We start from the raw sequence: 23,748 nt of genomic DNA, 5'->3' as shown, positions 1-23,748 counted from the left end.
CGCTTATTCTCTTGTCTTTTCCCTTTTTCTTCGATAGGATTGAGACATCCTACAAAATCGTACATTCAAATCGTTGATTTTTAAAGGGAAGGAGAAAAGATGACGACACCAAAAAATGTGCAGCCAATCCGTAGTCAGCAGCAATTAGACGATATGAAATGGGCGTTAAAACGCCACTGTTTGCCCCGAGATTACATTTTATTTGTGTTAGGGTGTGAAACAGGCCTACGGGTTGGAGACCTGCTTAAAATCAAAACTGAAGCGATTCTGAGGCTGAAAAACAAAAAAGAGAAGGTTTTACGAGTAAAAGAAGGAAAAACCCAAAAAATCCGCGATATTTATATTGGCCATTGTTTTGAGGAAGTGTATGAATACGCAGCTGGATTAGACAGTGAGTGGCTCTTTCCATCCAGGAAAGGAAACCGGCCGATTACACCGACACAGGCTTATCGCCAGCTGAAAAAGGCGGCTGATTTTGCCGGAGTAGAGCATGTTGGTAATCATACGCTCAGAAAAACATTTGGCTATTGGTTTTATAAAGCCACGAAGGATATTGCCATGTTGCAAGAGATTTTGAACCATTCTCATCCTTCTGTTACTCTCCGTTATATCGGGATCACAGAAGAAGAAACTCAAAATGTCTTGAAACATTTTAGCGTGTTTCAGGATAAATAAAAATTCGGACTGTACAAAATGACAGTCCAAAAATTTTACTCCGAATAGCTTGTAGCTATTCTTTTTTATTTCTACGAATCTGATCGCAAATCTTATTTCAGTTTGCTAGTCTCGAAGGCATACATCTCCTGCGCGCATCCACCATTATTAGGCTGCAATGTTGAAAAAATTGTCAAAAACAAAAAAATATTGTAAAATAATATAAATTTTTCAATAATTGGCATTATCTTATTATTATCACCATACACACGGTTGGTAAAAAAGGGGGGAAGCTTAATGATTAAAATTAGTTCACTTTTGGATCAAGAAAAAATCAAAGAGGGAATGGAAAAAGGTATTCTAAAGGAATGGATGATTACCACCTATTCTGATTTTCGAAACTCGTTACTTGATGATTCTGCTCCATATCCTTGTTATTTTGCAGTAGAAGCAGAAAAAAATGGGCTTATTCGTTATGAGCTTCTGCCAAAATAAAAATATACCCTTGAGCGAGGCTCTGGAAAATTAATTATCCCGATTTTTTCGCCTTTTCATCCAGATTTTCAATTCAATAGAAGTAAAACGGTCATTTTTCTTCAAAAAAAGGGCATACGTATCCCGCCTTCACAAAATGGTTTTTTTCACTACCCTTTGTGGAAAGAAAACGTTCATTTGAGTTATTCACATATCCACCTGTGAATAACTTAATTTGCTCTTTGCAGCCGATTGCGTGTCCATCCACAATTGGCCTTTCCAGTCTGATGGTACGCCATATTTGCCATGATATGCATAGATATCATGCATCGATCTACATGAGCTTCAACTGCCTGTTTCCCACGCTTGTGAACACGACGGAGACTGTATCCGTCTTTTAGAATGCCAAAGATTCTTTCGATGATCGTCCTGGCACTATATAACACTTCAAATGTGCGCCCATGTTGCGGCAACTCGACATCTACTTGAGGCGTTTGATCAAAGTCTATCCTAAATACTCTTCCTTGTGCTGCCCCATTACAACATTCCGCGTGATTCGCTAGCGGGCAGGTGAGACCTTCTTGCTTGGCATTTGGATGAAATACAGGACAAGTGTAAATAGGGCTTGCTGAATAAGCAAAAATTCCAGATTTGACAAGGATTTTGGCTACTTTTGTCGAATATAAAGTGTTGTAGCCGTCAAGTAAAATTGAACACTTTTTGCTAATTAATTTTGAACACTTTTTTTCATAAAAATGGATGATCGATGTTTCATGCGATAGCTGTCATCGTTCCCAAAATGGATGACTTCTGCTCGGTGTAATAATCTGTCCAAAATAGCTGTCGTAATATCTGGATCCCCCAATAGTTCACCCCATTCATTTGGGCCCTTATTAGAAGTTAGAATGACAGAAGCATTGTCATACAAGTCGTTAATTAAATGGAAAAACAAATTTGCCTCCCGTGAATCCATGGCCATGAACATCAAGTCATCAATGATGACCAGGTTTGAATCCCGGATGCGCTTCATTCTTGTTTGCGATTTTCGGGTAACATCTTCCGTCTTCAATGTTTGGATAAGCTGCCCCATGGAGATAAAAGAAACTTTGTAGCCCTGATGAATTGCCTCTATCCCTAATCCCGTTGCCAAATGTGTTTTTCCTACTCCAGGCGGTCCCAGAATAATTAAATTAAAAAGCTGATCAAGCCATGTGAATTCTTTTAACTGATTGATCTGTCTCCTACTTAGCGATTGTTGCTCGTCTACTTGGAATGCATCTATTGTCTTGTAAAACGGAAACGTTGCCCATTTTAATCGTTTTTCAATCAATTTCTCATCTCGGCGTTCCAACTCATAGCTAGTCAGATGTTCCAGAAAAGTGCGGTATGTCCAATCTTGTGATTCAGCTTCTTGAATCAGAGATGGCAAATGATTTGCCGTCTCTGATAATCGCAATGTTCGAAGCTGCTGCTGAAGTTGTTCAAGTGACTGTGTCATACTTTGTTGCTCCTTTCAACACATCCAAATATTGTGCTAATTCCCGGTTCTCCGGCTGTGTATCCAGAAGTGAAGGTTCTATGCCATGCAATGCCTTAATCTCCTCTTCTGCCCGTTTAAATTCCTCTTTTTGTTGCTGCTGTCGCTGAATGAATGCCAGTACGTCACTATATTCACTCGCACTGTATATCCCACGTTTGATGCATTCGCACAATGCTTCATCCCTAGTTCTTTGATCAGAAGCTTTAGACATCTTTAAAACGATTCCCAGCTGATCCCGAACATAACGTGGATATCTGTGATGAATTTCTTCCAGAAAAGCTTTAGCCCTTTCTTCATCTGTAAAATACGAAGATACAGTGGAAATATACGCAGCTATCCCTTTAGTACGATCTCGTGTGTGCTGCCTATCTTGTATAAGTTTTCCTCTCTCGAATGAAATGATATGGTTGGCAATAACTGGCCCATCTGTTTGTTCACGTATTACCAGACGATTCTCAGCTGTTATTTCAATATAGACATCTTTATCTTTTTGATAGGTTCCGAGAGGAACCGAATAGCGATTGGATTGATAGACGATCGTATTGTCCTTACGCACTGTTCTTGTTATACTAGAATTAATACTTGTAGTAGTAATTTCTTTGATAACCGGTTTGAGGTGTTGCTTTTCCAATGTAAACACTTCAACTGGCCTTTTTTTGTTGTATTATGCACTTTTCGGTTCCCAGTCCTCTCCAGCCAGGATATGCAGCTTTCATTCCATTGATCAATATTTTGAAAGATGCGGTGTTTGGCGAAATTGCCCTTCACATAACCAACGACATTCTCAATTCGCCCTTTGCTTTCCGGGTCAGCTTTTCTGCAGAAATAGACCTTCAATTTTCTCGCTTCCCGATAAGACTGAAATTCCTTTGTCAGAATTAAATCTCCCGCATTCTCGTTTACCATGAGCAGGGCATCCTGATCATATACCAGTTCATCGGTCATCCCTCCAAAGTATTGGAAAGCGTGCTCATGCATGCGAATCATATCTTTTGTCGTAAAAGGCCTGTCCAGCCATTCAACATACTTATATCTAGAATGCGATAACACAAAGCTTATAAAATACAATTTTACACATTTACCTTGAGGCGTTTTCTGATTGGTTTTCCCGAAGTCTACCTGAGCTTGTTGCCCCATTGGCGGGTCAGGTATCGCTTGATAAACCCGTTGATGTGTCTCTTTTGGTATGGCATATTTTTCACGAAGTTCTTTGACATAACTACGTACCGTACTTTCCCCAACAATTAGTTTAGGGTAGTGCTCCATCAACCAATCATGGATCTGTGCCGAAGACACATCTGGGTTTTCACTCAGCCAAGTATGAATAATCATTTCATAAGCATCGAGCTTCTTAGTTCGAGTCTTTGTTGAGGCCTCCCACAAAGCCATTTCTTCCGGAGACCTTTCCAGATATTTATATACTGTGGTTCTTGATATACCAAGCTTTCTGGCTATTCTTCTTATCTTAAATCCTTGTTCTTTTAATTGCTTGATCTTCATGTACATTTCCCATTTGTCCACCTTTACTTCCTCCATAACAATATAAATCAAACTATATTATTATATCGTATCGAGGGAATTATTATCAGGGGAATAGCGTCGATGTATTTGATAGGTGTTGCCCCTCCCCGGGGCAACACCTATCAAATGCAAAATACCTGCCCCCATATCTCAGTAAAAGTGTTCATTTTTATCTATCAGGAATGGTCTACTTTAGTTTAGCATTCACAAGTGTAAGGATTTCAAAGGAAACACGTAAAAAACCTTGCACTTGGAGGCTGTTACGATGTACAAAAAGACCGAACATCAATTAACTTTTGTAGATGATTTTTTTCTGAGCCCTTGCCAAAATGCTATATCCCCTGAAACTGTAAGCAGTCAGACAATTAAAGGTCGTTGATTTATTCCACTAAAGAAAAAAGACGTTTGTAGGAACATTATGACAAATGTAAAAAGAAAATGTGAGTTTTTGATTTTAATGGGGTAAATTTATTTGTTATAAGTGTCTAAATTTTTCCACTTTTGTCGGTTTTGGGCGGGTTTCAATAGATTAGGCTACTCATTCCTGTGGTAAATATTGTAAAACGGAAAAGGATGATTTTTTTTGAAAAAAAAGAGCCATGAAAGCCACTCCTTTGCTAAGATATAAGTACGATCAAATATCCAGGGAGTGATTTCATGACTATTTCTATTCTAACACAAACCAGAGACTTTTCAATACAACAAAATTTGATTCCCCACAATTGGCAAGACTATGCCGATATACCATTTGTCATTCCAGCCATGTGTTTCCCATGGGAGATTTTTAAGCCGATTGAACGAGAATACTACACCCTTTTATATTTGCACCTAAAAAATGAAAGAGCACATGATCCTTCTAATGAAATACAACCGGCACTATTTTCAATAACGGAGGAAGAAGACAAGTCTGCGTCTTCATTATTTCATCTCCCTTCCACTGGGAGAAAACCGCATCCTTTCATGCCCTTTTTTCGTGCTTTTGAACTGGCCTCTTTACAGTATATTGAAGTGATGGTGGAGAGTGTCTATTTGCAAGTGAAATCAAACCCGCTATTTGCCACCATGTGTGGATTTACGGAGAAAATTCCGAGCTACCGTTCCTTTGCTCGTTTTGATCAAATCATGACAACAAATGGTCTTTGGGAAAAAGCCCGGCTATTGGTTGTTGAATATAATAAAGGGGAAGGCGTGGTTGAAACGAATGAGGAAGCAGCCGCCGTGGATACATCGCATATAGAGGCAGAAGCAACCTTGAATAAAACAAGGAAGACGTGTTCTTGTGAGGGTAATTGCGATTGCCCCAGAGTCCTTACGGACGACAATGTAGGGGTAATGCGTAAAAGTAATGCAGTCTCCTATATTGCGCATAAATTATCAATGGTATGCGGGGTGAGATCCGGTTTGCCTTTGACGCGGGAAGTATTTAAAGGAAATACACCCGATGGGAAAACATTAGAACCGACATTGGAAACGTTTAAGACAGAGCACCCCGAGATGGCTGAGCAGTTGAGCTTTATCCTGGCAGATGGAATCTACCAAACGCCGGAAAATCAAAAAGTGACAAAGGATGTATTACAGGCGAAATTGGTGGCACCGATCAATCCACGGAACCGTAAAGATAAACCAACTACCGCCCGAGGGATTGAAAAAATCAACCGGTACGGCACTCCCATCTGTATCAGTGGGCATAAAATGGAACTTAGAGGATCTGATCGGGAAAAGGGGCAATATATTTACACTTGTCCTGTATTTCATCCAAATGCCAAGCAAGAAGGTCTCACCTGCCCGCTAGCGAATCACGCGGAATGTTGTAATGGGGCAGCACAAGGAAGAGTATTTAGGATGGACTTTGATCAAACGCCTCAAGTAGATGTCGAGTTGCCTCAACATGGTCGCACATTTGAAGTGTTATATAGTGCCAGGACGATCATCGAAAGAATCTTTGGCATTTTAAAAGACGGATACAGTCTCCGTCGTGTTCACAAGCGTGGGAAACAGGCAGTTGAAGCTCATGTAGATCGATGCATGATATCTATGCACATCATGGCAAATATGGCGTACCATCAGACAGGAAAGGCCAATTGTGGATGGACACGCAATCGGCTGCAAAGAGCAAATTAAGTTATTCACAGGTGGATATGTGAATAAGTAAAATGAGCGTTTCCTTTCCACAAAGGGTAGTGAAAAAAACCCATTTTGTGAAGGCGGGATACGTATGCCCTTTTTTTGAAGGAAAATGACCGTTTTACTTCTATTGAATTGAAAATCTGGATGAAAAGGCAAAAAAATCGGGATAATTAATTTTCCAGAGCCTCGCTCAAGGGTATATTTTTATTTTGGCAGAGGCTCTCTACCATTCGGTGGGAAATTAAATAAAGAAAATCGCTGGGTCCGTCTTGCTGAAATGATTCCTTGGTGGATGGCCGAAGAAAAGTATGCCAAGTCCTTCAAGAAGAAATTCAAAGGCGAAAAGGCTTATTCTGTCAGAATCGCTCTTGGGGCTCTTTATATCAAAGAACGGCTTGGGCTGTCTGACCGGGAAACAGTCGAACAGATCACAGAAAACCCGTATCTTCAGTATTTTATCGGCTTGCCTGAATTCCAGGAAAAAGCCCCATTCGACCATTCTCTGATGACTCGTTTTAGAAAACGTTTGGGCGCAAATATCATCAACGAACTGAATGAATGGATCGTTCTGGAAGAACAAAAACGCCAATTGGAAGAAGCATCTAAGGAAAACGACAACAATGATGATCAGGATCACGACGATGACGATCATGATGATGAAGATCGTAATGATCATGATCATGATCGTGGCGATCTTCAGCCTTCCGGTTCCGATTCAGAAAAGCATTCAACTGAATCGGCTTCTCCCAAAACGAAGAACAGAGGAAAGCTCATTTTGGACGCAACCTGTGCACCGGCTGATATTGCTTACCCTACAGACCTCGGGTTGTTGAACGAAGCCCGTGAGAAATTGGAACATATCATTGATGTCCTGCATGAACCACACAAAGGGAAATTACGTAAGCCACGGACCTACAGAAAAAGAGCCCGCAAGGACTATCTTTCTGTCGCTAAGCAACGTAAAGCTGGCGCCCGGAAAATCCGGAAAGCTGTAGGCAAACAGCTCGGATATGTGAAACGAGATCTGGAGATCATTAAAAATCTTGTTTCCCAAAGCTCTCTGTCTCTTTTAAGCAAAGATGAATACAGGCAACTTCTCGTGATTCATGAACTTTACCGCCAACAGGCAGAAATGTACAAAAAGAAAACACACCGGGTTGACCACCGGATTGTAAGCATTTCCCAGCCACATGTCCGTCCAATTGTGCGCGGCAAGGCAAAAGCGAACGTGGAGTTCGGTTCAAAAGTCGCCATCAGTGTCGTAGATGGTTATGCCTTGATTGAGCACCTCGACTGGGAAAATTACAATGAAGGGACCACTCTCAAGGAATCTGTTGAAAACTACTACAACCGGTTCGGATTTTATCCGGAAGCGATCTTGGCAGATAAAATTTACCGAAACCGTAATAATCTGGCATACTGCAAATCTCTTGGCATTCGTCTGAGTGGGCCAAGGTTAGGACGCCCATCCAGAACGGAAGACAAAACCTTGGAACGCGTCGCAAGGCAGGATGCCTCTGAACGTAATGCCGTTGAAGGCAAATTTGGCGAAGGCAAGCGCAAGTATGGGCTGGGCCTTATTCGAGCACGCCTTCAGGAGACCAGCGAAACAGTAGTAGCCCTTCAATTCCTCATACTGAATCTGGAGCGCAAGCTCAGGGTTCTTTTTTTGAAATTTTTACACAACACTATTTTATATTTTGATAATCGGAATTTGGCTTGTATCTAACCAAATTTGATTCGTTCAGCAAGCCCTACTATATCATTAATACGGTCTCAACATGGGCTTTCGGCGTATTTTTGATTTCCAATGATGATCCGACAAAGGATAAATCAAGAGGGGGCAAAAACAAAATCAACTGGAAGAAGTTCTTCCGCCTCCATTACCGGGGTTTATCGCAGGGCTTATTTTCCTGCTTCTCAATATTCCAATTCCCGGTTTCATCGATTCCACTTTAACGTATGTGGGCAGTATCGTAACCCCGTTGTCCCTTGTTTATATTGGAATTGTGCTGTATAACGCCGGCCTTTCCAGCATCCGGTTTGACCGGGATACGATTTCGCTTTTAGAAGGTTTGTGCTATCGCCGGCCGTTTTGATTGTTTTGATGTTAACGGGCACCCATTTCTCCGGCACTCATTTGCCTGCAATGCTGCAGCAAACGCAAATCGTCCAATCAGCAACCCCGATGCTTGCTGTTCTGCCGATTTTGGCCACAGAAGCACACGGGGATGTCAATTACGCGACGAATGTGGTCACGACGAGCACATTGTTGTTTGTCGTCGTTGTCCCTGTCCTCATGCAGGTGATTCAATTTATTTAATGCGAGTAAAATCCTGCACCACCGGACAGGAGATTGCAAAATGGCAGTCTCCTGTTTTTACATAAAAAGAAAATGCCGCGTTAAAGCGGCATTGGAGCGGGCCAAGTCCGCCGGGGCCGGCCGTTTTCTATCATTTTTCAAACCGGGTATAATAGAAGTAATAAACATACGGGCGTGAGGGAAATATGGCCGATATTCAGAAAATGATCCAAGGGAAAAAACTGACTGAATTGGATGAGCAAATTTTAAAGTATATTGTTGAAAACATTGATCATGTGCTGCAGATGGGAGTGCGGGAGATTGCAAGGGAAAACTATACCTCTCCCGCGACCGTGATCCGGTTATCGAAAAAGCTGGGGTATAAAGGATTCGTGGACATGTACTACCAGCTGCTGCCGCTCATTAAAAAAGTGGAGCTTGAACAGGACGGCCCGTCAGCATTTGAACAGGGGCAGCCGGCTTTACAGTACAATTCAAAAGAAAGTATCGGACAATTTATCGAAAATGTACTGCATTTAAATGAGAAATTCATTTTCATCTATGCTACCGGTTTTTCCTCCATTATCGCGGAGTATATGTACAAAAAACTGCTGGTGCTGGGGAAAAAGGCAATTTTTGCGACGGGGACGGATTCGATCGGGGTGTTTGAAAATAACCTTGATGATGTCGGGGCGCTGATTGTCATTTCAAAATCGGGGGAAACGAAACAAGTGATCGACAAACTATTTTTGGCAAAGGAACACGGGATTTTTACCGTCTCTTTTACAAAAGAAACAGAAAACACAGTGGCCGGGTTGTCCGATTTGAACTTTAAAATAACAGACCAGTATAAACTCGACGACCGGAATATGCTGCCGAATCTCTTCTTCCCGAATGTCTTGATCCTGTTTGAATATATTATCAAGGAATATTTTCAACGGATAAAATAGCAAAGGACATTGTATCCCGCCAATAGGCCTGGATCCGTGAAACGTGTTTCAATATGTGAAACGCGTTTTTTCATGCCCGTAAACTATCGACAGTCTAAAATGAAAGGACTAAACTACTCAATGTAAACCAAGTTCACATTCGGAGGTGGAGCAGGTGAAGGCAAAAGTGATGGATGCCATGCAGCGGTTTTCCAAAGCCATGTTTATCCCTATTTTGATTTTGCCGATTGCCGGTATTTTAATTGCACTCGGGAATGTCTTTACCAATCAGAAGTTAATTGAAAGCGTTCCCGTTTTAAATAACCCAGTTTTTACAGGATTTGGCACCATTTTATCAGGTTCCCTTGTCCCTATACTGGGAAACCTCGGGCTCATCTTCTGCGTCGGGATCACGCTCGGGTTAGCAAAAAAAGAAAAAGCGACTGCGGCTTTTACAGCAGTGTTAAGTTACCTCGTATTTGTCAATGCGATGAACAAATTTATGCAGCTCAAGGGACTGCTGGTTGACGGGAAGGCACTTGCGGGCGGCGGCAGCGGCCAAACGCTCGTTTTAGGCGTCCAGATCCTAGATATGGGGGTTTTTCTCGGCATTATTCTTGGCCTCGTCACCGTTTATATTCATAACAAATTCATTGACACCGAATTTAAAGGCGCCATGCAGATTTACGGAGGTTCAAGGTTTGTCTTTATCGTGTTAATCCCAACCGTTATTTTGTTATCGGTTTCACTTACGTATATCTGGCCGTTTGTGCAGGACGGCATCAATGCACTCGGGACTTTGATTCATAAGAGCGGAAATTTCGGGCTGTTTTTATACGGGTCCCTGGAAAGATTGCTTATTCCGACCGGCTTGCATCATCTGGTTTATACGCCATTTTTATATACGTCTTTGGGCGGCACCGCGGAAATCGGCGGCCATGTTTATCAGGGGGCAAGAAATATTTACTATGCGGAACTCGCCAACCCTGGTTCGTACCTTCTCGATAAAAGCGTCATTTGGGATGCCCGCGGGATATCCAAGATGTTCGGCCTACTCGGCGCATGCCTTGCCATGTACCACACCGCAAAACCGGAAAACAAGGCAAAAGCGAAAGCCATTTTGATCCCCGCTGCGGTGACTTCGCTGATTGCCGGCGTAACCGAACCGATTGAGTTCTCGTTTATGTTTGTCGCGCCGCTTCTGTTCGTCGTCCATGCCGGGTTAAGCGGTTTAAGCATGGTTGTCCTCAATCTCCTGAACGTGCGTGCGATCGGCCCGAACGGCATGATTGACTTCCTGCTGTACAACCTGCCGCTCGGTGTCGGCAGAACGAGGTGGCCGTTATATATTCTCACAGGCCTTGTCTTCTTTGCCATCTACTATGTGGTCTTCCGGTTCTTAATTGTAAAATTCAATTTTAAAACGATCGGCCGTGAAGACGAGGGCCAGGAAACAAAACTGTATTCCAAAAAAGACTACAACGAGAAAAAAGGAAGCGCCAAAAAACAAGCCGGTGCAGCAGTTGAAGATGGCGGCATAGCAAGCGTGATTGTCAATGCGCTCGGCGGACCCGGCAATATCGACACGGTTACCAATTGTTATACAAGGCTCAGGTTGACGCTTAAAAATCCGGATTTAGTGGATGAAGGGGTGCTGAAAAATGCGACCGGCGCAAGCGGCGTCATGAAGAAAGACCATAATGTCCATGTCGTATACGGATTGCAAGTAACAAGCGTGCGGAAAGCGGTGGACCAGTATTTAGGCCGGAATAACGAAGAATAACAAACAGGAAGGAATGAAGAAAATGAAAAAATTTTCAGTTGTCATTGCAGGCGGAGGCAGCACATATACACCGGGGATTGTCACGATGCTCTTGGATCATTTGGACCAATTTCCGATCCGAAAATTGAAATTGTACGACAATGATGAAGAAAGGCAGCGCGTGATCGGAGAAGCATTAGAGATTGTATTAAGGGAAAATGCGCCGGAAATTGAATATACTTTTACAACCGATCCCGAAGAAGCTTTTACAGACGTCGATTTCTGTTTTGCCCATATTCGTACGGGGAAATATAAAATGCGGGAACTGGACGAAAAAATCCCGTTAAAACACGGGGTGGTCGGGCAGGAAACATGCGGGCCCGGCGGAATTGCTTACGGCATGCGCAGCATTGGGGATATGATTGAACTGATTGACATCATGGAAAAATATTCCCCGGAATGCTGGATGTTGAACTACTCCAACCCGGCCGCCATTGTCGCTGAAGCGTGCCGTATGCTCCGCCCGCAAGCCAAAGTATTAAATATTTGCGATATGCCGGTCGGGACTTTGCGGAGAATGTCGCAAATCATTGGCAAACAGCCGAAAGATTTGGATGTGCGCTATTTCGGGCTGAACCATTTCGGCTGGTGGACGAGTGTTAAAGATAAAGAAGGCCATGAATATTTGCCGGAAATCCGCGATTATGTCGCGAAACATGGTTATTTGACCCAAGTTGAGGTGGATACCCAGCATATGGACCAAAGCTGGCAGGAAACGCACAAAAAAGCGAAAGATCTTTTGGCGGTCGATCCGAGATTTTTACCGAATACGTACTTGAAATATTACTTTTACCCGGATTATGTGGTGGAACATTCTGATATCCATTACACGCGGGCAAACGAAGTCATCGACGGAAGGGAAAAAGAGGTGTTCTCCGCTGCTCAAAGAATCGTTGAAAAAGGGACCGCTGAAAAGGAATCTTTTTCTGCCGGCAGCCATGCGACATTTATCGTCGATCTTGCCCGTGCGATTGCCTACAATACGCATGAAAGAATGGTCATGATTGTGGAAAATAACGGCGCAATCGCAAACTTTGATGATGATGCGATGGTGGAAGTCCCGTGCATTGTCGGCACGGACGGCCCGGAACCGCTGTGCCAGGGCAGAATCCCGGAATTTGAACGGGCGCTGATGTACCAGCAGGTCACCGTGGAAAAATTGGTCGTGCAGGCTTATGTCGAAGGCAGCTATCAAAAGTTGTGGCAGGCGCTGACCCTTTCAAAAACCGTGCCAAGCGCAAAAGTCGCAAAAGCATTGCTGGATGATTTAATCGAAGCCAACAAAGAATACTGGCCGGAGTTGCACTAACAGCCGCGCAGGTTTATGCGGCAGGCAGCTGCCAAACATCGTAGCATCGCTGGCCCTTTTAAAAACGAACCAGATTCGGAATACCAGCCGGGGATGGAATAATGAGTTGTATAAGCTTATATGGCAGGCGCTGTCAAACAATTGTGGGACAGCGAAAGCCTCTCCTTTTAAACGAACCGGGTACTTGAGGCAACCAAAATACTGCCGGGAATGAATAAAGGGGCGTGAAACATATACATTTAAGGCGGCTGTCAAGCGGGACGGCAGGCGTTGGTTTTCTCAAAAACGGCCCGGAGTGCGAAGGTTGAATGAGGTATACCGGCCGGGATTGAAATAATGGAAGGGGCGAAAAGGAATGCGAGCTTTTCGCCTTTTTCATGAAGCGTGGAAGCTCGAGGATTGGTGCTAACTGGTTAAAAAACCACCGGAACAAGGCAAATGATTTCAAACAGCAGCTCATTTTCATACGGGTATTCCGGGTGATGCAGGACCACCATTTTTTTCCTTGTTATGTTAAAGTAAGGGTATTCAAAAAATACGGGAGGGAAGCATATGTTTAAACTTTTTTCAAAAAAAGCTGCAGTGGAGGAACTTGTTGCGCCAATGAGCGGGAAGGTTGTTCAAATAGAAGATGTGCCGGATGAGGTGTTCAGCCGGAAGATGATCGGGGATGGCATTGCGATAGAACCGGATGAAGGCGTTGTGGTCTCACCGGTGGACGGGGAAGTCGTCCAGTTTTTCCCGACGAAGCATGCAGTCGGGCTGAAGACAAAGAGCGGATTGGAAATATTGATTCATATCGGCATGGAGACTGTTGCTTTGAACGGGGAAGGGTTCGAAGGCTTTGTTCAACAGGGGGATCGTGTAAAAGCAGGTGATAAACTGGTCACCTTTAACCTCGAACAAATCAGGGAACGTGCGGAAAGTATCATTTCCCCTATCGTCATCACCAATTTCGATGCCGTGGATACGCTAACCAAAACCGCTGAAACATCGGCAAAACGTGGCAAATCGGTTTTATTGACGGTGAAAATGAAATAGTTTTCCTGCAGATGGAAAATGGGAAGACACACGCCCATCCAAATGCACGGATACATTTGGAACGATGTCTTCCCATTTCTTTACGCTATTTCAATGCATGAACAAAATCAGCGTAACATTACGGGCGGGATGCCGAAACTTCCCGCTTTTTTATTGCTATACCTGCAGCAGTTCCTCAATCTTTTCCTCCAGCTCTTCCGGTTTTGTCCGTGAGCCGTAATAGCCGATGACATGGCCGTGCCGATCGACGAGAAATTTATTGAAATTCCATGTGATTTTCTTCTCGCCTGTCTGCTCGAGCAATTCGGCAAACAGCGGGTTCATTTCTTTCCCCTTCATTTTGCTTTTTTTAAACAACGGGAATGTTACGCCATAGTTGGCTTGGCAAAATGCTGCAATTTTTTCGCTTTCGTCAAACTCCTGTTTCATGAAACTGTCGCTCGGAAAGCCAAGCACGGCAAACCCCTTGTCTTTGTACTTTTCGTAAAGGTGCTCAAGCCCCTCATACTGGGGTGTAAATCCGCATTTGCTTGCCGTATTGACAATAAGCAGCACCTGGTTTTTATATTTGGACAAAGACTCTTCCTCTTCTCCAGTAAGCCGTTCAAAAGAATAGTCGTAAATGGACATAACCAGTCTCCTTTTCACCGGAAATTTTATTTCTTGTCACTATCGTAAAGTGAATAGGGGTGCATGTCAAATGATGGGATGGTGATATCACGTCTGGTTTTGTGGCTCTGTTGTTTGGGCGATATCAAAATGAGTTCCAACACCAACTGTTCAAGGTGTGAAAGTAAATGAGTGGAGTAGGAAAAAATTGCAAAAAATGATTTATTTCAGACTGGATAAATATTAAAATAGGTGTATGAAGATACACACTCATATTTTTTAAGGGGGGGATGATGGTGCCCGTTTTTTGATCAACAGCAAATGAAGATGCCATTTTAACAAACAGCGGGTTGGCAGTATTAGCTGTCAGAGACAGATGGAGTTTTAATTGCAGGGAGAAAGGTGAGCACATGAATATTTTTAGCTACATTGTTTTAGGGCTTTCCCTCTCAGTGCCAGTTGGCCCCATTACGATTGAAATGGTTAAGAGGGGGATCAAGAAAGGCTTTTTGCATTCCTGGTTTGTCGGCTTGGGCGGGATGTCCGCCGATGTTGTTTTAATGTTTTTGATTTATTTCGGTGTATCTACATATTTAACTACACCAGTTGCGAAGCTGATGATGTGGATTTTCGGGTGTATCATTCTTGTATACTTAGGCTATGAGAGCATTAGAGATGCTTTTAGAGAAATCACCATACCAGAGGAGAAAAAGAAAGGAAATTTGCTGCAATCTTTTCTGTCAGGCTTTTTGATTGCGATCTCTAATCCACTGAATATTATATTTTGGATTGGCATTTATGGGTCGGTTTTAACCACAATTTTAAATACGGTAAATTCGGGAAAAGCTTTACTTTACAGCAGCGCGATTTTTATTGGGATAGCTGCCTGGGATATAACGGTAGCTTCTTCCGTTCACTTTGGAAGAAAATTTGTTCATCAGCGTTTTTTAAAATGGCTGTCTGTCATTGCCGGGATTGCCTTAATTGGATTTGGCATACATTTCGGGTATCAAGCCGTGAAAAGTTTGTATTTAGGGCTTGCTGAATAAGCAAAAATTCCAGATTTGACAAGGATTTTGGCTACTTTTGTCGAATATAAAGTGTAAGGATTTCAAAGGAAACACGTAAAAAACCTTGCACTTGGAGGCTGTTACGATGTACAAAAAGACCGAACATCAATTAACTTTTGTAGATGATTTTTTTCTACCATTCGGTGGGAAATGAAATAAAGAAAATCGCTGGGTCCGTCTTGCTGAAATGATTCCTTGGTGGATGGCCGAAGAAAAGTATGCCAAGTCCTTCAAGAAGAAATTCAAAGGCGAAAAGGCTTATTCTGTCAGAATCGCTCTTGGGGCTCTTTATATCAAAGAACGGCTTGGGCTGTCTGACCGGGAAACAGTCGAACAGATCACAGAAAACCCGTATCTTCAGTATTTTATCGGCTTGCCTGAATTCCAGGAAAAAGCCCCATTCGACCATTCTCTGATGACTCGTTTTAGAAAACGTTTGGGCGCAAATATCATCAACGAACTGAATGAATGGATCGTTCTGGAAGAACAAAAACGCCAATTGGAAGAAGCATCTAAGGAAAACGACAACAATGATGATCAGGATCACGACGATGAAGATCATGATGATGAAGATCGTAATGATCATGATCATGATCGTGGCGATCTTCAGCCTTCCGGTTCCGATTCAGAAAAGCATTCAACTGAATCGGCTTCTCCCAAAACGAAGAACAGAGGAAAGCTCATTTTGGACGCAACCTGTGCACCGGCTGATATTGCTTACCCTACAGACCTCGGGTTGTTGAACGAAGCCCGTGAGAAATTGGAACATATCATTGATGTCCTGCATGAACCACACAAAGGGAAATTACGTAAGCCACGGACCTACAGAAAAAGAGCCCGCAAGGACTATCTTTCTGTCGCTAAGCAACGTAAAGCTGGCGCCCGGAAAATCCGGAAAGCTGTAGGCAAACAGCTCGGATATGTGAAACGAGATCTGGAGATCATTAAAAATCTTGTTTCCCAAAGCTCTCTGTCTCTTTTAAGCAAAGATGAATACAGGCAACTTCTCGTGATTCATGAACTTTACCGCCAACAGGCAGAAATGTACAAAAAGAAAACACACCGGGTTGACCACCGGATTGTAAGCATTTCCCAGCCACATGTCCGTCCAATTGTGCGCGGCAAGGCAAAAGCGAACGTGGAGTTCGGTTCAAAAGTCGCCATCAGTGTCGTAGATGGTTATGCCTTGATTGAGCACCTCGACTGGGAAAATTACAATGAAGGGACCACTCTCAAGGAATCTGTTGAAAACTACTACAACCGGTTCGGATTTTATCCGGAAGCGATCTTGGCAGATAAAATTTACCGAAACCGTAATAATCTGGCATACTGCAAATCTCTTGGCATTCGTCTGAGTGGGCCAAGGTTAGGACGCCCATCCAGAACGGAAGACAAAACCTTGGAACGCGTCGCAAGGCAGGATGCCTCTGAACGTAATGCCGTTGAAGGCAAATTTGGCGAAGGCAAGCGCAAGTATGGGCTGGGCCTTATTCGAGCACGCCTTCAGGAGACCAGCGAAACAGTAGTAGCCCTTCAATTCCTCATACTGAATCTGGAGCGCAAGCTCAGGGTTCTTTTTTTGAAATTTTTACACAACACTATTTTATATTTTGATAATCGGAATTTGGCTTGTATCTGACCAAATTTGATTCGTTCAGCAAGCCCTAAAATACGAAAGTAAAATAGAAGCTTAAAATGAAAAGGTGCCCCGGACCTCTGGTATAATTGATTTGAACCAAAACCAGAAAGGAACCTGAAAGGTCAATGATATCCTCTCTGTCTCGAAAATCAAATACGAGTTTCATTTAAATATTCCTAATAATTTGATTGACAACGATAAGCCATTTGAACTAATATTATAGTAAGGTGATCTCTATAAAGGGTGTGTTATGTCTTGTCTTTCATCAAAATTTGTTTTAAAGACAGGGAAATTGTCTGTTTAAGAGCCTCTGCCAAAATAAAAATATACCCTTGAGCGAGGCTCTGGAAAATTAATTATCCCGGTTTTTTTGCCTTTTCATCCAGATTTTCAATTCAATAGAAGTAAAACGGTCATTTTCCTTCAAAAAAAGGGCATACGTATCCCGCCTTCACAAAATGGGTTTTTTTCACTACCCTTTGTGGAAAGGAAACGCTCATTTTACTTATTCACATATCCACCTGTGAATAACTTAATTTGCTCTTTGCAGCCGATTGCGTGTCCATCCACAATTGGCCTTTCCTGTCTGATGGTACGCCATATTTGCCATGATGTGCATAGATATCATGCATCGATCTACATGAGCTTCAACTGCCTGTTTCCCACGCTTGTGAACACGACGGAGACTGTATCCGTCTTTTAAAATGCCAAAGATTCTTTCGATGATCGTCCTGGCACTATATAACACTTCAAATGTGCGACCATGTTGAGGCAACTCGACATCTACTTGAGGCGTTTGATCAAAGTCCATCCTAAATACTCTTCCTTGTGCTGCCCCATTACAACATTCCGCGTGATTCGCTAGCGGGCAGGTGAGACCTTCTTGCTTGGCATTTGGATGAAATACAGGACAAGTGTAAATATATTGCCCCTTTTCCCGATCAGATCCTCTAAGTTCCATTTTATGCCCACTGATACAGATGGGAGTGCCGTACCGGTTGATTTTTTCAATCCCTCGGGCGGTAGTTGGTTTATCTTTACGGTTCCGTGGATTGATCGGTGCCACCAATTTCGCCTGTAATACATCCTTTGTCACTTTTTGATTTTCCGGCGTTTGGTAGATTCCATCTGCCAGGATAAAGCTCAACTGCTCAGCCATCTCGGGGTGCTCTGTCTTAAACGTTTCCAATGTCGGTTCTAATGTTTTCCCATCGGGTGTATTTCCTTTAAATACTTCCCGCGTCAAAGGCAAACCGGATCTCACCCCGCATACCATTGATAATTTATGCGCAATATAGGAGACTGCATTACTTTTACGCATTACCCCTACATTGTCGTCCGTAAGGACTCTGGGGCAATCGCAATTACCCTCACAAGAACACGTCTTCCTTGTTTTATTCAAGGTTGCTTCTGCCTCTATATGCGATGTATCCACGGCGGCTGCTTCCTCATTCGTTTCAACCACGCCTTCCCCTTTATTATATTCAACAACCAATAGCCGGGCTTTTTCCCAAAGACCATTTGTTGTCATGATTTGATCAAAACGAGCAAAGGAACGGTAGCTCGGAATTTTCTCCGTAAATCCACACATGGTGGCAAATAGCGGGTTTGATTTCACTTGCAAATAGACACTCTCCACCATCACTTCAATATACTGTAAAGAGGCCAGTTCAAAAGCACGAAAAAAGGGCATGAAAGGATGCGGTTTTCTCCCAGTGGAAGGGAGATGAAATAATGAAGACGCAGACTTGTCTTCTTCCTCCGTTATTGAAAATAGTGCCGGTTGTATTTCATTAGAAGGATCATGTGCTCTTTCATTTTTTAGGTGCAAATATAAAAGGGTGTAGTATTCTCGTTCAATCGGCTTAAAAATCTCCCATGGGAAACACATGGCTGGAATGACAAATGGTATATCGGCATAGTCTTGCCAATTGTGGGGAATCAAATTTGTATGTGTAAAATTTTACTCGAAGGGCAGATGAGTGGAAAAAAATGGGAAGACGCTCTATCATTTAAATGTACGCTTGTGGGCGAATACATTTAGAAAGAGGTCTTCCTATGGATATTATATCAATAATTGCTAGATTATTAAAGGATACAAAAAGTCTTATTGAATTTGAAGAACAAGTTAAAATTCTGATTCAGAATGCCTTTACGCAATGGGTTGGGGAAATATTTGAGACGTTAGATAAAACAATTAAGCAGAAAAAGCTGGAGGATGGTTGGGAGTACTGCCGGAGTGATAACAGAAGCATTCAGTTTTTATTTGGAAATGTGACCTTTAAACGTTCACTAATGCATGACCAGAAAGGGAATTCACATTATCCTCTGGATGAATGGTTAGGGCTTTTACCATACCAACGATACAGCCCGTTAGTGGAATTAAAGGTGGCAGAGTTGGCAAGTGAGAACACCTATCGGGAGGTAGCTGATATTTTAAAAGAATGGACAGCAGTGAGCCTTAGTCACACAACTGTAGGGAACATGGTAAAACACGTAGGGAAAACTCAGGCGGAAGCCGATAAGGCACTTGTAGAAGAGCTAGAAATAGCTGTTTCCCTGCCTGAGGGGAAGAAGGTAGACTACCTGTTTTCTGAAGCAGATGGTGTATTCGTTCGGGGACTAAAAAAGAAACAGAGTATGGAAGTCCACCACGCCATTCTCTATGAGGGATGGCAAACCAATGGTAAAAGGGTCTCCCTGCGTCAGCCCACAGTCATCATGACAACGGAAGCCATCCAGACATTTTGGGATGAAGTGCAAGCCAAAGCTGCCAACACCTACTCTCTTGAAAAAGCGCATGTCATTACAAACAGCGATGGAGGTGCAGGGTATACAGCTGAACGGTTTCAAACAGCATTCTCACAGTCGGAATTTCCGGTGCTCAACCAGCTGGATACCTACCACGTTGCACAAGCCATCGTAAGGACATTCGGGGGCGGAAAGAGCGAGATCAAAGAGCAAATTAGAAAAGCGATTAGAACGCATGACCTGGACCAATTCACGTTATATTTGGATACGCACGAAAGCACCTTGACGGATAAAAAGGCTCTCAAGAAAATCAAGGAATTCCGTTCGTATATCTTGAAAAACTGGGACCGCATTTTTGACTGGAGAGACAGGGTGAAAAACGTGCCGGAAGGTGCGAGAGGCCTAGGAGCGATGGAATCGAATCAAAGGCATATCTCCTTCAGGATGAAAAAAAGGGGCATGCATTGGAGTGAACTTGGCGCAGAAGCCATGGTGAAAATCAAACAAGGCATACTCAATGGGACATTGAGAGAAGTCTATCTGAAACACCGTTCAAGAAGCGAGAGAAAGCAACGGAACTTGAAACAATTAATCAGGATGTCTCAACTACTCAAGCAGCCTGTACGCCCGTCAGTGGGCGTAAAGCACGGATCAGTTGCCCTGCATTCAAGCAGTTCATCGGCAATGGGACATTTAAGCAAAATATTAGAGCTTTCGTTTTAAGCTTGGCTCAGTGGGGACTGATCGTTGAGGCGCGCGAAATTTACGAGACTCCTGCGGGAAAAGCGAGCCAGGAGAGACCCCGCAGCGAGGTACGAGCGAGGAGGCTCGCCGGCCGCCCGCGGAAAGCGAGTGAATTTCGCGCGCCTCAACATCCCCGTTATCCATCTTTATACGGAAATATTACATCTTTTCCGAAAATTACACCGAGCAAGTAAAGCACGGTAGCCGAAAGTGTACAAAAAGAGTGTCTTGGAATACCCGATATTTAAACCTTGTCGAGAAAAACTTGACACATACTCAAATTTTGTTGTATTGAAAAGTCTCTGGTTTGTGTTAGAATAGAAATAGTCATGAAATCACTCCCTGGATATTTGGGCGTACTTATATCTTAACAAAGGAGTGGCTTTCATGGCTCTTTTTTTTTCAAAAAAAATTATCCTTTTCCGTTTTACAATATTTACCACAGGAATGAGTAGCTTAATCTATTGAAACTCGCCCAAAGCCTCAAAAAGTGATAAAATTCTGGCACTTATAATAAGCAAATTTATCCTATTAAAATCAAAAACTCACAATTTCTTTTTACATTTGTCATAATGTTCCTACAAACGTCTTTTTTCTTTAGTGGAATAAATCAACGACCTTTAATTGTCTGACTGCTTACAGTTTCAGGGGATATAGCATTTTGGCAAGGGCTCTAAAAGAAATAATTACGCTTGAAAGAGATCAACCCAAATTAAGAAAGTGCAAAACTTTACTAGATTGATGCAGGTAATTGGAATCATATGGAAAATAAATGGATAATATTATCAAAAATGGAATCACAACTGCCTATTTTTGGGTTATTAAGGCCACAGTTGCCCCCTCCCCACATTTGCGGGCGTTTCAATTTCCAGTATTCTGTTTCAGCCTTCACACTCAGTCAATCAGCCGTACACTTTGAATCATTTGCCGGAATGCCTTTTTATGGGCGTATGTTTCACAAATATTTAAAATGACACTTCGGCTGTGATAGACCAGCACGCCAGCCGCGTAGATGAATTCCCTCCGGAATCTCCTGATCGTATAAGAGCGATACGCTGGCGGACAGTGTTCTTTTTTAAAGATCTCGAATAAATTGTATGCCAGCAGTTTAATCAGCAGATCCATTTGGTTGGCGTCAAATGAATGCGTTGAAATCTTGCCCATCGAGAATCCATATTTTGACTCTTTGATGTAGTTTTCCATGCAAGCCCTTTGGTTATAGAATCTCCAAATATCAATGGGTTCCCAGTCCATGTTCGTCACAATCGCTTCATACTTCCATAAAAAATCACAAGCTTGAAGCTGACTTTCCTCATATTTGTCAGCTTTACGAATTACCGCAACTCTTCTTGGCTTCTTCCAGGAACTTGCCTGGTAATCAACGGCTTTTCCCTCTATCACGGTCAATTCGTCGTCAACATAGCGGATCCACGGTGAATCATCGTTTTCAACCCTTTTTTTAAGTCTCGAAGTCCACCTCAGTTTGCCGGTATAGCCAATCCCACCGTTTTCCCAGTAACTGTAGAAATCTTCTCCACCAAATCCTTTGTCAAAACGGGTATAACGAATAGGGTAATGGGGAGAAAGCAGCTGATAGGTCTCTTCTGCAAAACCGAGTACCCCTTGAGAAGAATGGGAATTTCCCTCCCTCAGCCTGGCGTTTAAACAAAGACGGGATTTCCCTTCAAATACAAGAAGAGGGTGATAACTTTTTCTTCCCGGCTTGTAGGGATTTACTCCGACCCCTGCTTTTTCCTGGCCCCCATAGACGGTTTCCACGGTTGAATCAAAATCCAGAATGAGCTCCTTGTCAAGCCAGGGTTCAATCAAATCCATCATGCGTTCTTTGAATTCAAGATCAGCGCCCTCCAACTTTTCAATTCTTAGCAGGTCTTTATTTAAAAGGGTATAGTGCGGGCATTTCCCGCCCATAAATGCCATGATTAAAGGATCATCCTGCAAAGTCCGGAAATGAGATAGCCGGGAACAATTGGACAGCCAGCCAATCACCAGGTATATAAAGATTTTGCTTAAAGGATATTTGGCATTGTATTTTTTCAAGCAGTCAAAATCCCGGAAGGTCTGTTCAATCTTCATTCTTTCCAGAAACTGCAAAATCGGGAGCAGCCCGCTAAAATTCGTACTCTTCTTTAAACGAAACGCATATTTGATTTTCGAGACAGAAGTGATATAATTCACCTTAAAGGTGCCCTCCTTTCTGGTTTGGTAGTTCTATACAAACCCAATTATACCAGAGATTCGGGGCACCTTTTTATTTTAAGCTTCTGCTTTACTCTCGTAATTCAGGATCAAATTGATGAAATTCGCAGCTGGGCATCCGACTACGAACTTTCCAGACTGAAACAAAAAAAATATGGATTAACTCTATCGTATTTAACAGATACACAAAAGACTGTCGTTTTAAGTACAAAAAATTCCATTATGGCGGGTAAAACCGGACAAGAAATGAAAGATGAAAAAACGGTCAAGATATCAGAACACTTTGTAGAACGATTATCGCAACGCATCGGTTCTGACAAGAAAGCCATCATCATACAATTAATTGAAAAAGTACGCGATACGAACATCGTAAACAAGGCTCAATTCAAGGGGTATCCACATTTATCTTACACCGTAACAAAAAATGGGGATCCAGACGAGTATACATTTGCGATTGCTTTTATGCGGCTATCGAGCGGCAAGCACAGAATACAGATTATCACCGTTCATTTAAAAAACGATGAGCCTGAAGAAACAGAGTGGCGCGTTTCTGAATATAATGATGAATACGCTAAGACGCTTGCTAAACTTGAAAAATTTGTTCGTGAAAATGATTTTAAGGATGAAAAACAATAAATCCAGAATACATTGTTTATTTTCTGTAAATCAGGTTAAATTGTTAGGAGGATATAAATGAAAAACCTTATACTTGTTAAAAACAAGGAGGGTATCAAAAAAATGAGACCCACTACCCAACTGAAAAGAACGGTTGAATGGACTATAGACAATAAAAAGTTAAAAATTATAAATGTTCCATACGAAAAACTGCCGGTTGATGGAGAGATCTTTTACGACGCTGATGTATCTATTCGGATAATAATGTTAAAAGATCTAATGTTGGCAGATCGTATTCCTCCTATTGTTGACTATGAAATCGTTAAAGACTTTCCTGTTTAATTTTCCAATATTAGATATCCACATGAATCACTTATGAAA

Annotated in this window: 20 protein-coding genes and 1 pseudogene; 14 read left to right on the top strand and 7 right to left on the bottom strand. The window is 42.5% G+C overall.

Features of this window, described 5'->3' with window-relative positions; all coding sequences use genetic code 11:
• The first annotated feature begins 99 nt into the window (after nt 1-99).
• Together NST20_RS13725 and NST20_RS13720 are read left to right on the top strand one after the other, a co-directional pair.
• Nucleotides 100-675: a tyrosine-type recombinase/integrase gene (locus NST20_RS13725; RefSeq protein ID WP_013860497.1), complete on the top strand. Its 576-nt coding sequence runs from the start codon at nt 100-102 to the stop codon at nt 673-675.
• Between the two features lie 276 nt (nt 676-951).
• Entirely contained in the window at nt 952-1,149 is a 198-nt protein-coding gene (locus NST20_RS13720; protein ID WP_342399669.1) for a hypothetical protein, read from the top strand.
• Nucleotides 1,150-1,358: 209 nt separating this feature from the next.
• Here the strand turns inward: NST20_RS13720 and NST20_RS13715 are convergent, their stop codons facing one another.
• The 4 genes from NST20_RS13715 to istA form a co-directional block, all read right to left on the bottom strand.
• Complete coding sequence (locus tag NST20_RS13715) at nt 1,359-1,601, bottom strand: transposase (protein ID WP_237342301.1); 243 nt, start codon at nt 1,599-1,601, stop codon at nt 1,359-1,361.
• A 254-nt stretch (nt 1,602-1,855) separates the two neighbouring features.
• Nucleotides 1,856-2,626, bottom strand: coding sequence for an IS21-like element helper ATPase IstB (gene istB, locus NST20_RS13710; RefSeq protein ID WP_342399668.1), 771 nt, complete (start codon nt 2,624-2,626; stop codon nt 1,856-1,858).
• Entirely contained in the window at nt 2,610-3,299 is a 690-nt protein-coding gene (locus NST20_RS13705; protein ID WP_235801733.1) for a hypothetical protein, read from the bottom strand. The genes istB and NST20_RS13705 overlap by 17 nt, the downstream gene beginning before the upstream one ends.
• Entirely contained in the window at nt 3,233-4,189 is a 957-nt protein-coding gene (istA, locus tag NST20_RS13700; protein ID WP_342399667.1) for an IS21 family transposase, read from the bottom strand. The genes NST20_RS13705 and istA overlap by 67 nt, the downstream gene beginning before the upstream one ends.
• 657 nt (nt 4,190-4,846) lie before the next feature.
• Here istA and NST20_RS13695 point away from each other — a divergent pair.
• The 7 genes from NST20_RS13695 (at nt 4,847) to NST20_RS13665 (ending at nt 13,719) form a co-directional block, all read left to right on the top strand.
• Complete coding sequence (locus tag NST20_RS13695; protein WP_342399437.1) at nt 4,847-6,310, top strand: transposase; 1,464 nt, start codon at nt 4,847-4,849, stop codon at nt 6,308-6,310.
• 175 nt (nt 6,311-6,485) lie between these two features.
• Nucleotides 6,486-8,045 (top strand): IS5 family transposase, encoded by a 1,560-nt coding sequence (locus NST20_RS13690; RefSeq protein ID WP_342400431.1) that lies wholly within the window; start codon nt 6,486-6,488, stop codon nt 8,043-8,045.
• 366 nt (nt 8,046-8,411) lie between these two features.
• Nucleotides 8,412-8,639, top strand: a complete 228-nt coding sequence (locus tag NST20_RS13685; RefSeq protein ID WP_342399666.1) for a hypothetical protein — start codon at nt 8,412-8,414, stop codon at nt 8,637-8,639.
• A gap of 185 nt (nt 8,640-8,824) precedes the next feature.
• Nucleotides 8,825-9,568 carry a MurR/RpiR family transcriptional regulator gene (locus tag NST20_RS13680; protein WP_342399665.1) on the top strand — a complete coding sequence of 248 codons (744 nt, stop codon included), beginning with the start codon at nt 8,825-8,827 and terminating at the stop codon, nt 9,566-9,568.
• Nucleotides 9,569-9,722: 154 nt separating this feature from the next.
• The gene (locus tag NST20_RS13675; protein WP_342399664.1) at nt 9,723-11,330 is read left to right on the top strand and encodes a PTS transporter subunit EIIC; all 1,608 of its coding nucleotides are present in this window, start codon (nt 9,723-9,725) and stop codon (nt 11,328-11,330) included.
• 22 nt (nt 11,331-11,352) lie between these two features.
• Nucleotides 11,353-12,678, top strand: a complete 1,326-nt coding sequence (locus NST20_RS13670; RefSeq protein ID WP_328196313.1) for a 6-phospho-alpha-glucosidase — start codon at nt 11,353-11,355, stop codon at nt 12,676-12,678.
• A 552-nt stretch (nt 12,679-13,230) separates the two neighbouring features.
• A complete protein-coding gene (locus NST20_RS13665) occupies nt 13,231-13,719 on the top strand; it encodes a PTS glucose transporter subunit IIA (protein WP_342399663.1) in 489 nt (162 codons plus the stop codon).
• Nucleotides 13,720-13,875: 156 nt separating this feature from the next.
• Here NST20_RS13665 and NST20_RS13660 read toward each other — a convergent pair whose 3' ends face one another.
• Nucleotides 13,876-14,349: a glutathione peroxidase gene (locus NST20_RS13660; RefSeq protein ID WP_342399662.1), complete on the bottom strand. Its 474-nt coding sequence runs from the start codon at nt 14,347-14,349 to the stop codon at nt 13,876-13,878.
• Nucleotides 14,350-14,738: 389 nt separating this feature from the next.
• Here NST20_RS13660 and NST20_RS13655 point away from each other — a divergent pair, with 389 nt between their 5' ends.
• The gene (locus NST20_RS13655; protein ID WP_342399661.1) at nt 14,739-15,377 is read left to right on the top strand and encodes a LysE family transporter; all 639 of its coding nucleotides are present in this window, start codon (nt 14,739-14,741) and stop codon (nt 15,375-15,377) included.
• A 106-nt stretch (nt 15,378-15,483) separates the two neighbouring features.
• Nucleotides 15,484-17,037 (top strand): annotated as a pseudogene (locus NST20_RS13650) (IS5 family transposase).
• A gap of 532 nt (nt 17,038-17,569) precedes the next feature.
• Here NST20_RS13650 and NST20_RS13645 read toward each other — a convergent pair.
• On the bottom strand, nt 17,570-18,982 hold the full coding sequence (locus NST20_RS13645; RefSeq protein WP_342399660.1) for a transposase: 1,413 nt from the start codon (nt 18,980-18,982) through the stop codon (nt 17,570-17,572).
• A gap of 113 nt (nt 18,983-19,095) precedes the next feature.
• Here NST20_RS13645 and NST20_RS13640 point away from each other — a divergent pair, with 113 nt between their 5' ends.
• Nucleotides 19,096-20,511: an ISLre2 family transposase gene (locus tag NST20_RS13640; protein WP_342399659.1), complete on the top strand. Its 1,416-nt coding sequence runs from the start codon at nt 19,096-19,098 to the stop codon at nt 20,509-20,511.
• Nucleotides 20,512-21,426: 915 nt separating this feature from the next.
• On the opposite strand, the gene NST20_RS13635 is transcribed toward NST20_RS13640, so the two are convergent.
• A complete protein-coding gene (locus NST20_RS13635; protein WP_342399525.1) occupies nt 21,427-22,731 on the bottom strand; it encodes an IS1380 family transposase in 1,305 nt (434 codons plus the stop codon).
• A gap of 24 nt (nt 22,732-22,755) precedes the next feature.
• Between NST20_RS13635 and NST20_RS13630 the strand changes: the two genes are divergently transcribed.
• Both NST20_RS13630 and NST20_RS13625 read left to right on the top strand, forming a co-directional pair.
• Entirely contained in the window at nt 22,756-23,388 is a 633-nt protein-coding gene (locus tag NST20_RS13630) for a hypothetical protein (RefSeq protein ID WP_342399658.1), read from the top strand.
• 57 nt (nt 23,389-23,445) lie between these two features.
• Nucleotides 23,446-23,709, top strand: a complete 264-nt coding sequence (locus tag NST20_RS13625) for a hypothetical protein (protein WP_342399657.1) — start codon at nt 23,446-23,448, stop codon at nt 23,707-23,709.
• Nucleotides 23,710-23,748 lie beyond the last annotated feature (39 nt).

Source organism: Weizmannia sp. FSL W8-0676, assembly GCF_038593015.1.
Lineage (GTDB): Bacteria > Bacillota > Bacilli > Bacillales > Bacillaceae_C > Weizmannia > Weizmannia coagulans.
The sequence above is the reverse complement of the archived record's forward strand: the minus strand, read 5'-3'. Positions and strand labels throughout refer to the sequence as shown.

Bases quoted from the DNA above. Each gene is read 5' to 3' on its own strand.
- NST20_RS13655 (WP_342399661.1), top strand. From the start codon at position 14,739: ATGAATATTTTTAGCTACATTGTTTTAGGGCTTTCCCTCTCAGTGCCA.
- NST20_RS13695 (WP_342399437.1), top strand. From the start codon at position 4,847: ATGACTATTTCTATTCTAACACAAACCAGAGACTTTTCAATACAACAA.
- istB (WP_342399668.1), bottom strand. From the start codon at position 2,626: ATGACACAGTCACTTGAACAACTTCAGCAGCAGCTTCGAACATTGCGA.
- NST20_RS13660 (WP_342399662.1), bottom strand. From the start codon at position 14,349: ATGTCCATTTACGACTATTCTTTTGAACGGCTTACTGGAGAAGAGGAA.
- NST20_RS13665 (WP_342399663.1), top strand. From the start codon at position 13,231: ATGTTTAAACTTTTTTCAAAAAAAGCTGCAGTGGAGGAACTTGTTGCG.
- NST20_RS13720 (WP_342399669.1), top strand. From the start codon at position 952: ATGATTAAAATTAGTTCACTTTTGGATCAAGAAAAAATCAAAGAGGGA.
- NST20_RS13725 (WP_013860497.1), top strand. From the start codon at position 100: ATGACGACACCAAAAAATGTGCAGCCAATCCGTAGTCAGCAGCAATTA.
- NST20_RS13625 (WP_342399657.1), top strand. From the start codon at position 23,446: ATGAAAAACCTTATACTTGTTAAAAACAAGGAGGGTATCAAAAAAATG.
- NST20_RS13680 (WP_342399665.1), top strand. From the start codon at position 8,825: ATGGCCGATATTCAGAAAATGATCCAAGGGAAAAAACTGACTGAATTG.
- NST20_RS13670 (WP_328196313.1), top strand. From the start codon at position 11,353: ATGAAAAAATTTTCAGTTGTCATTGCAGGCGGAGGCAGCACATATACA.
- NST20_RS13640 (WP_342399659.1), top strand. From the start codon at position 19,096: ATGGATATTATATCAATAATTGCTAGATTATTAAAGGATACAAAAAGT.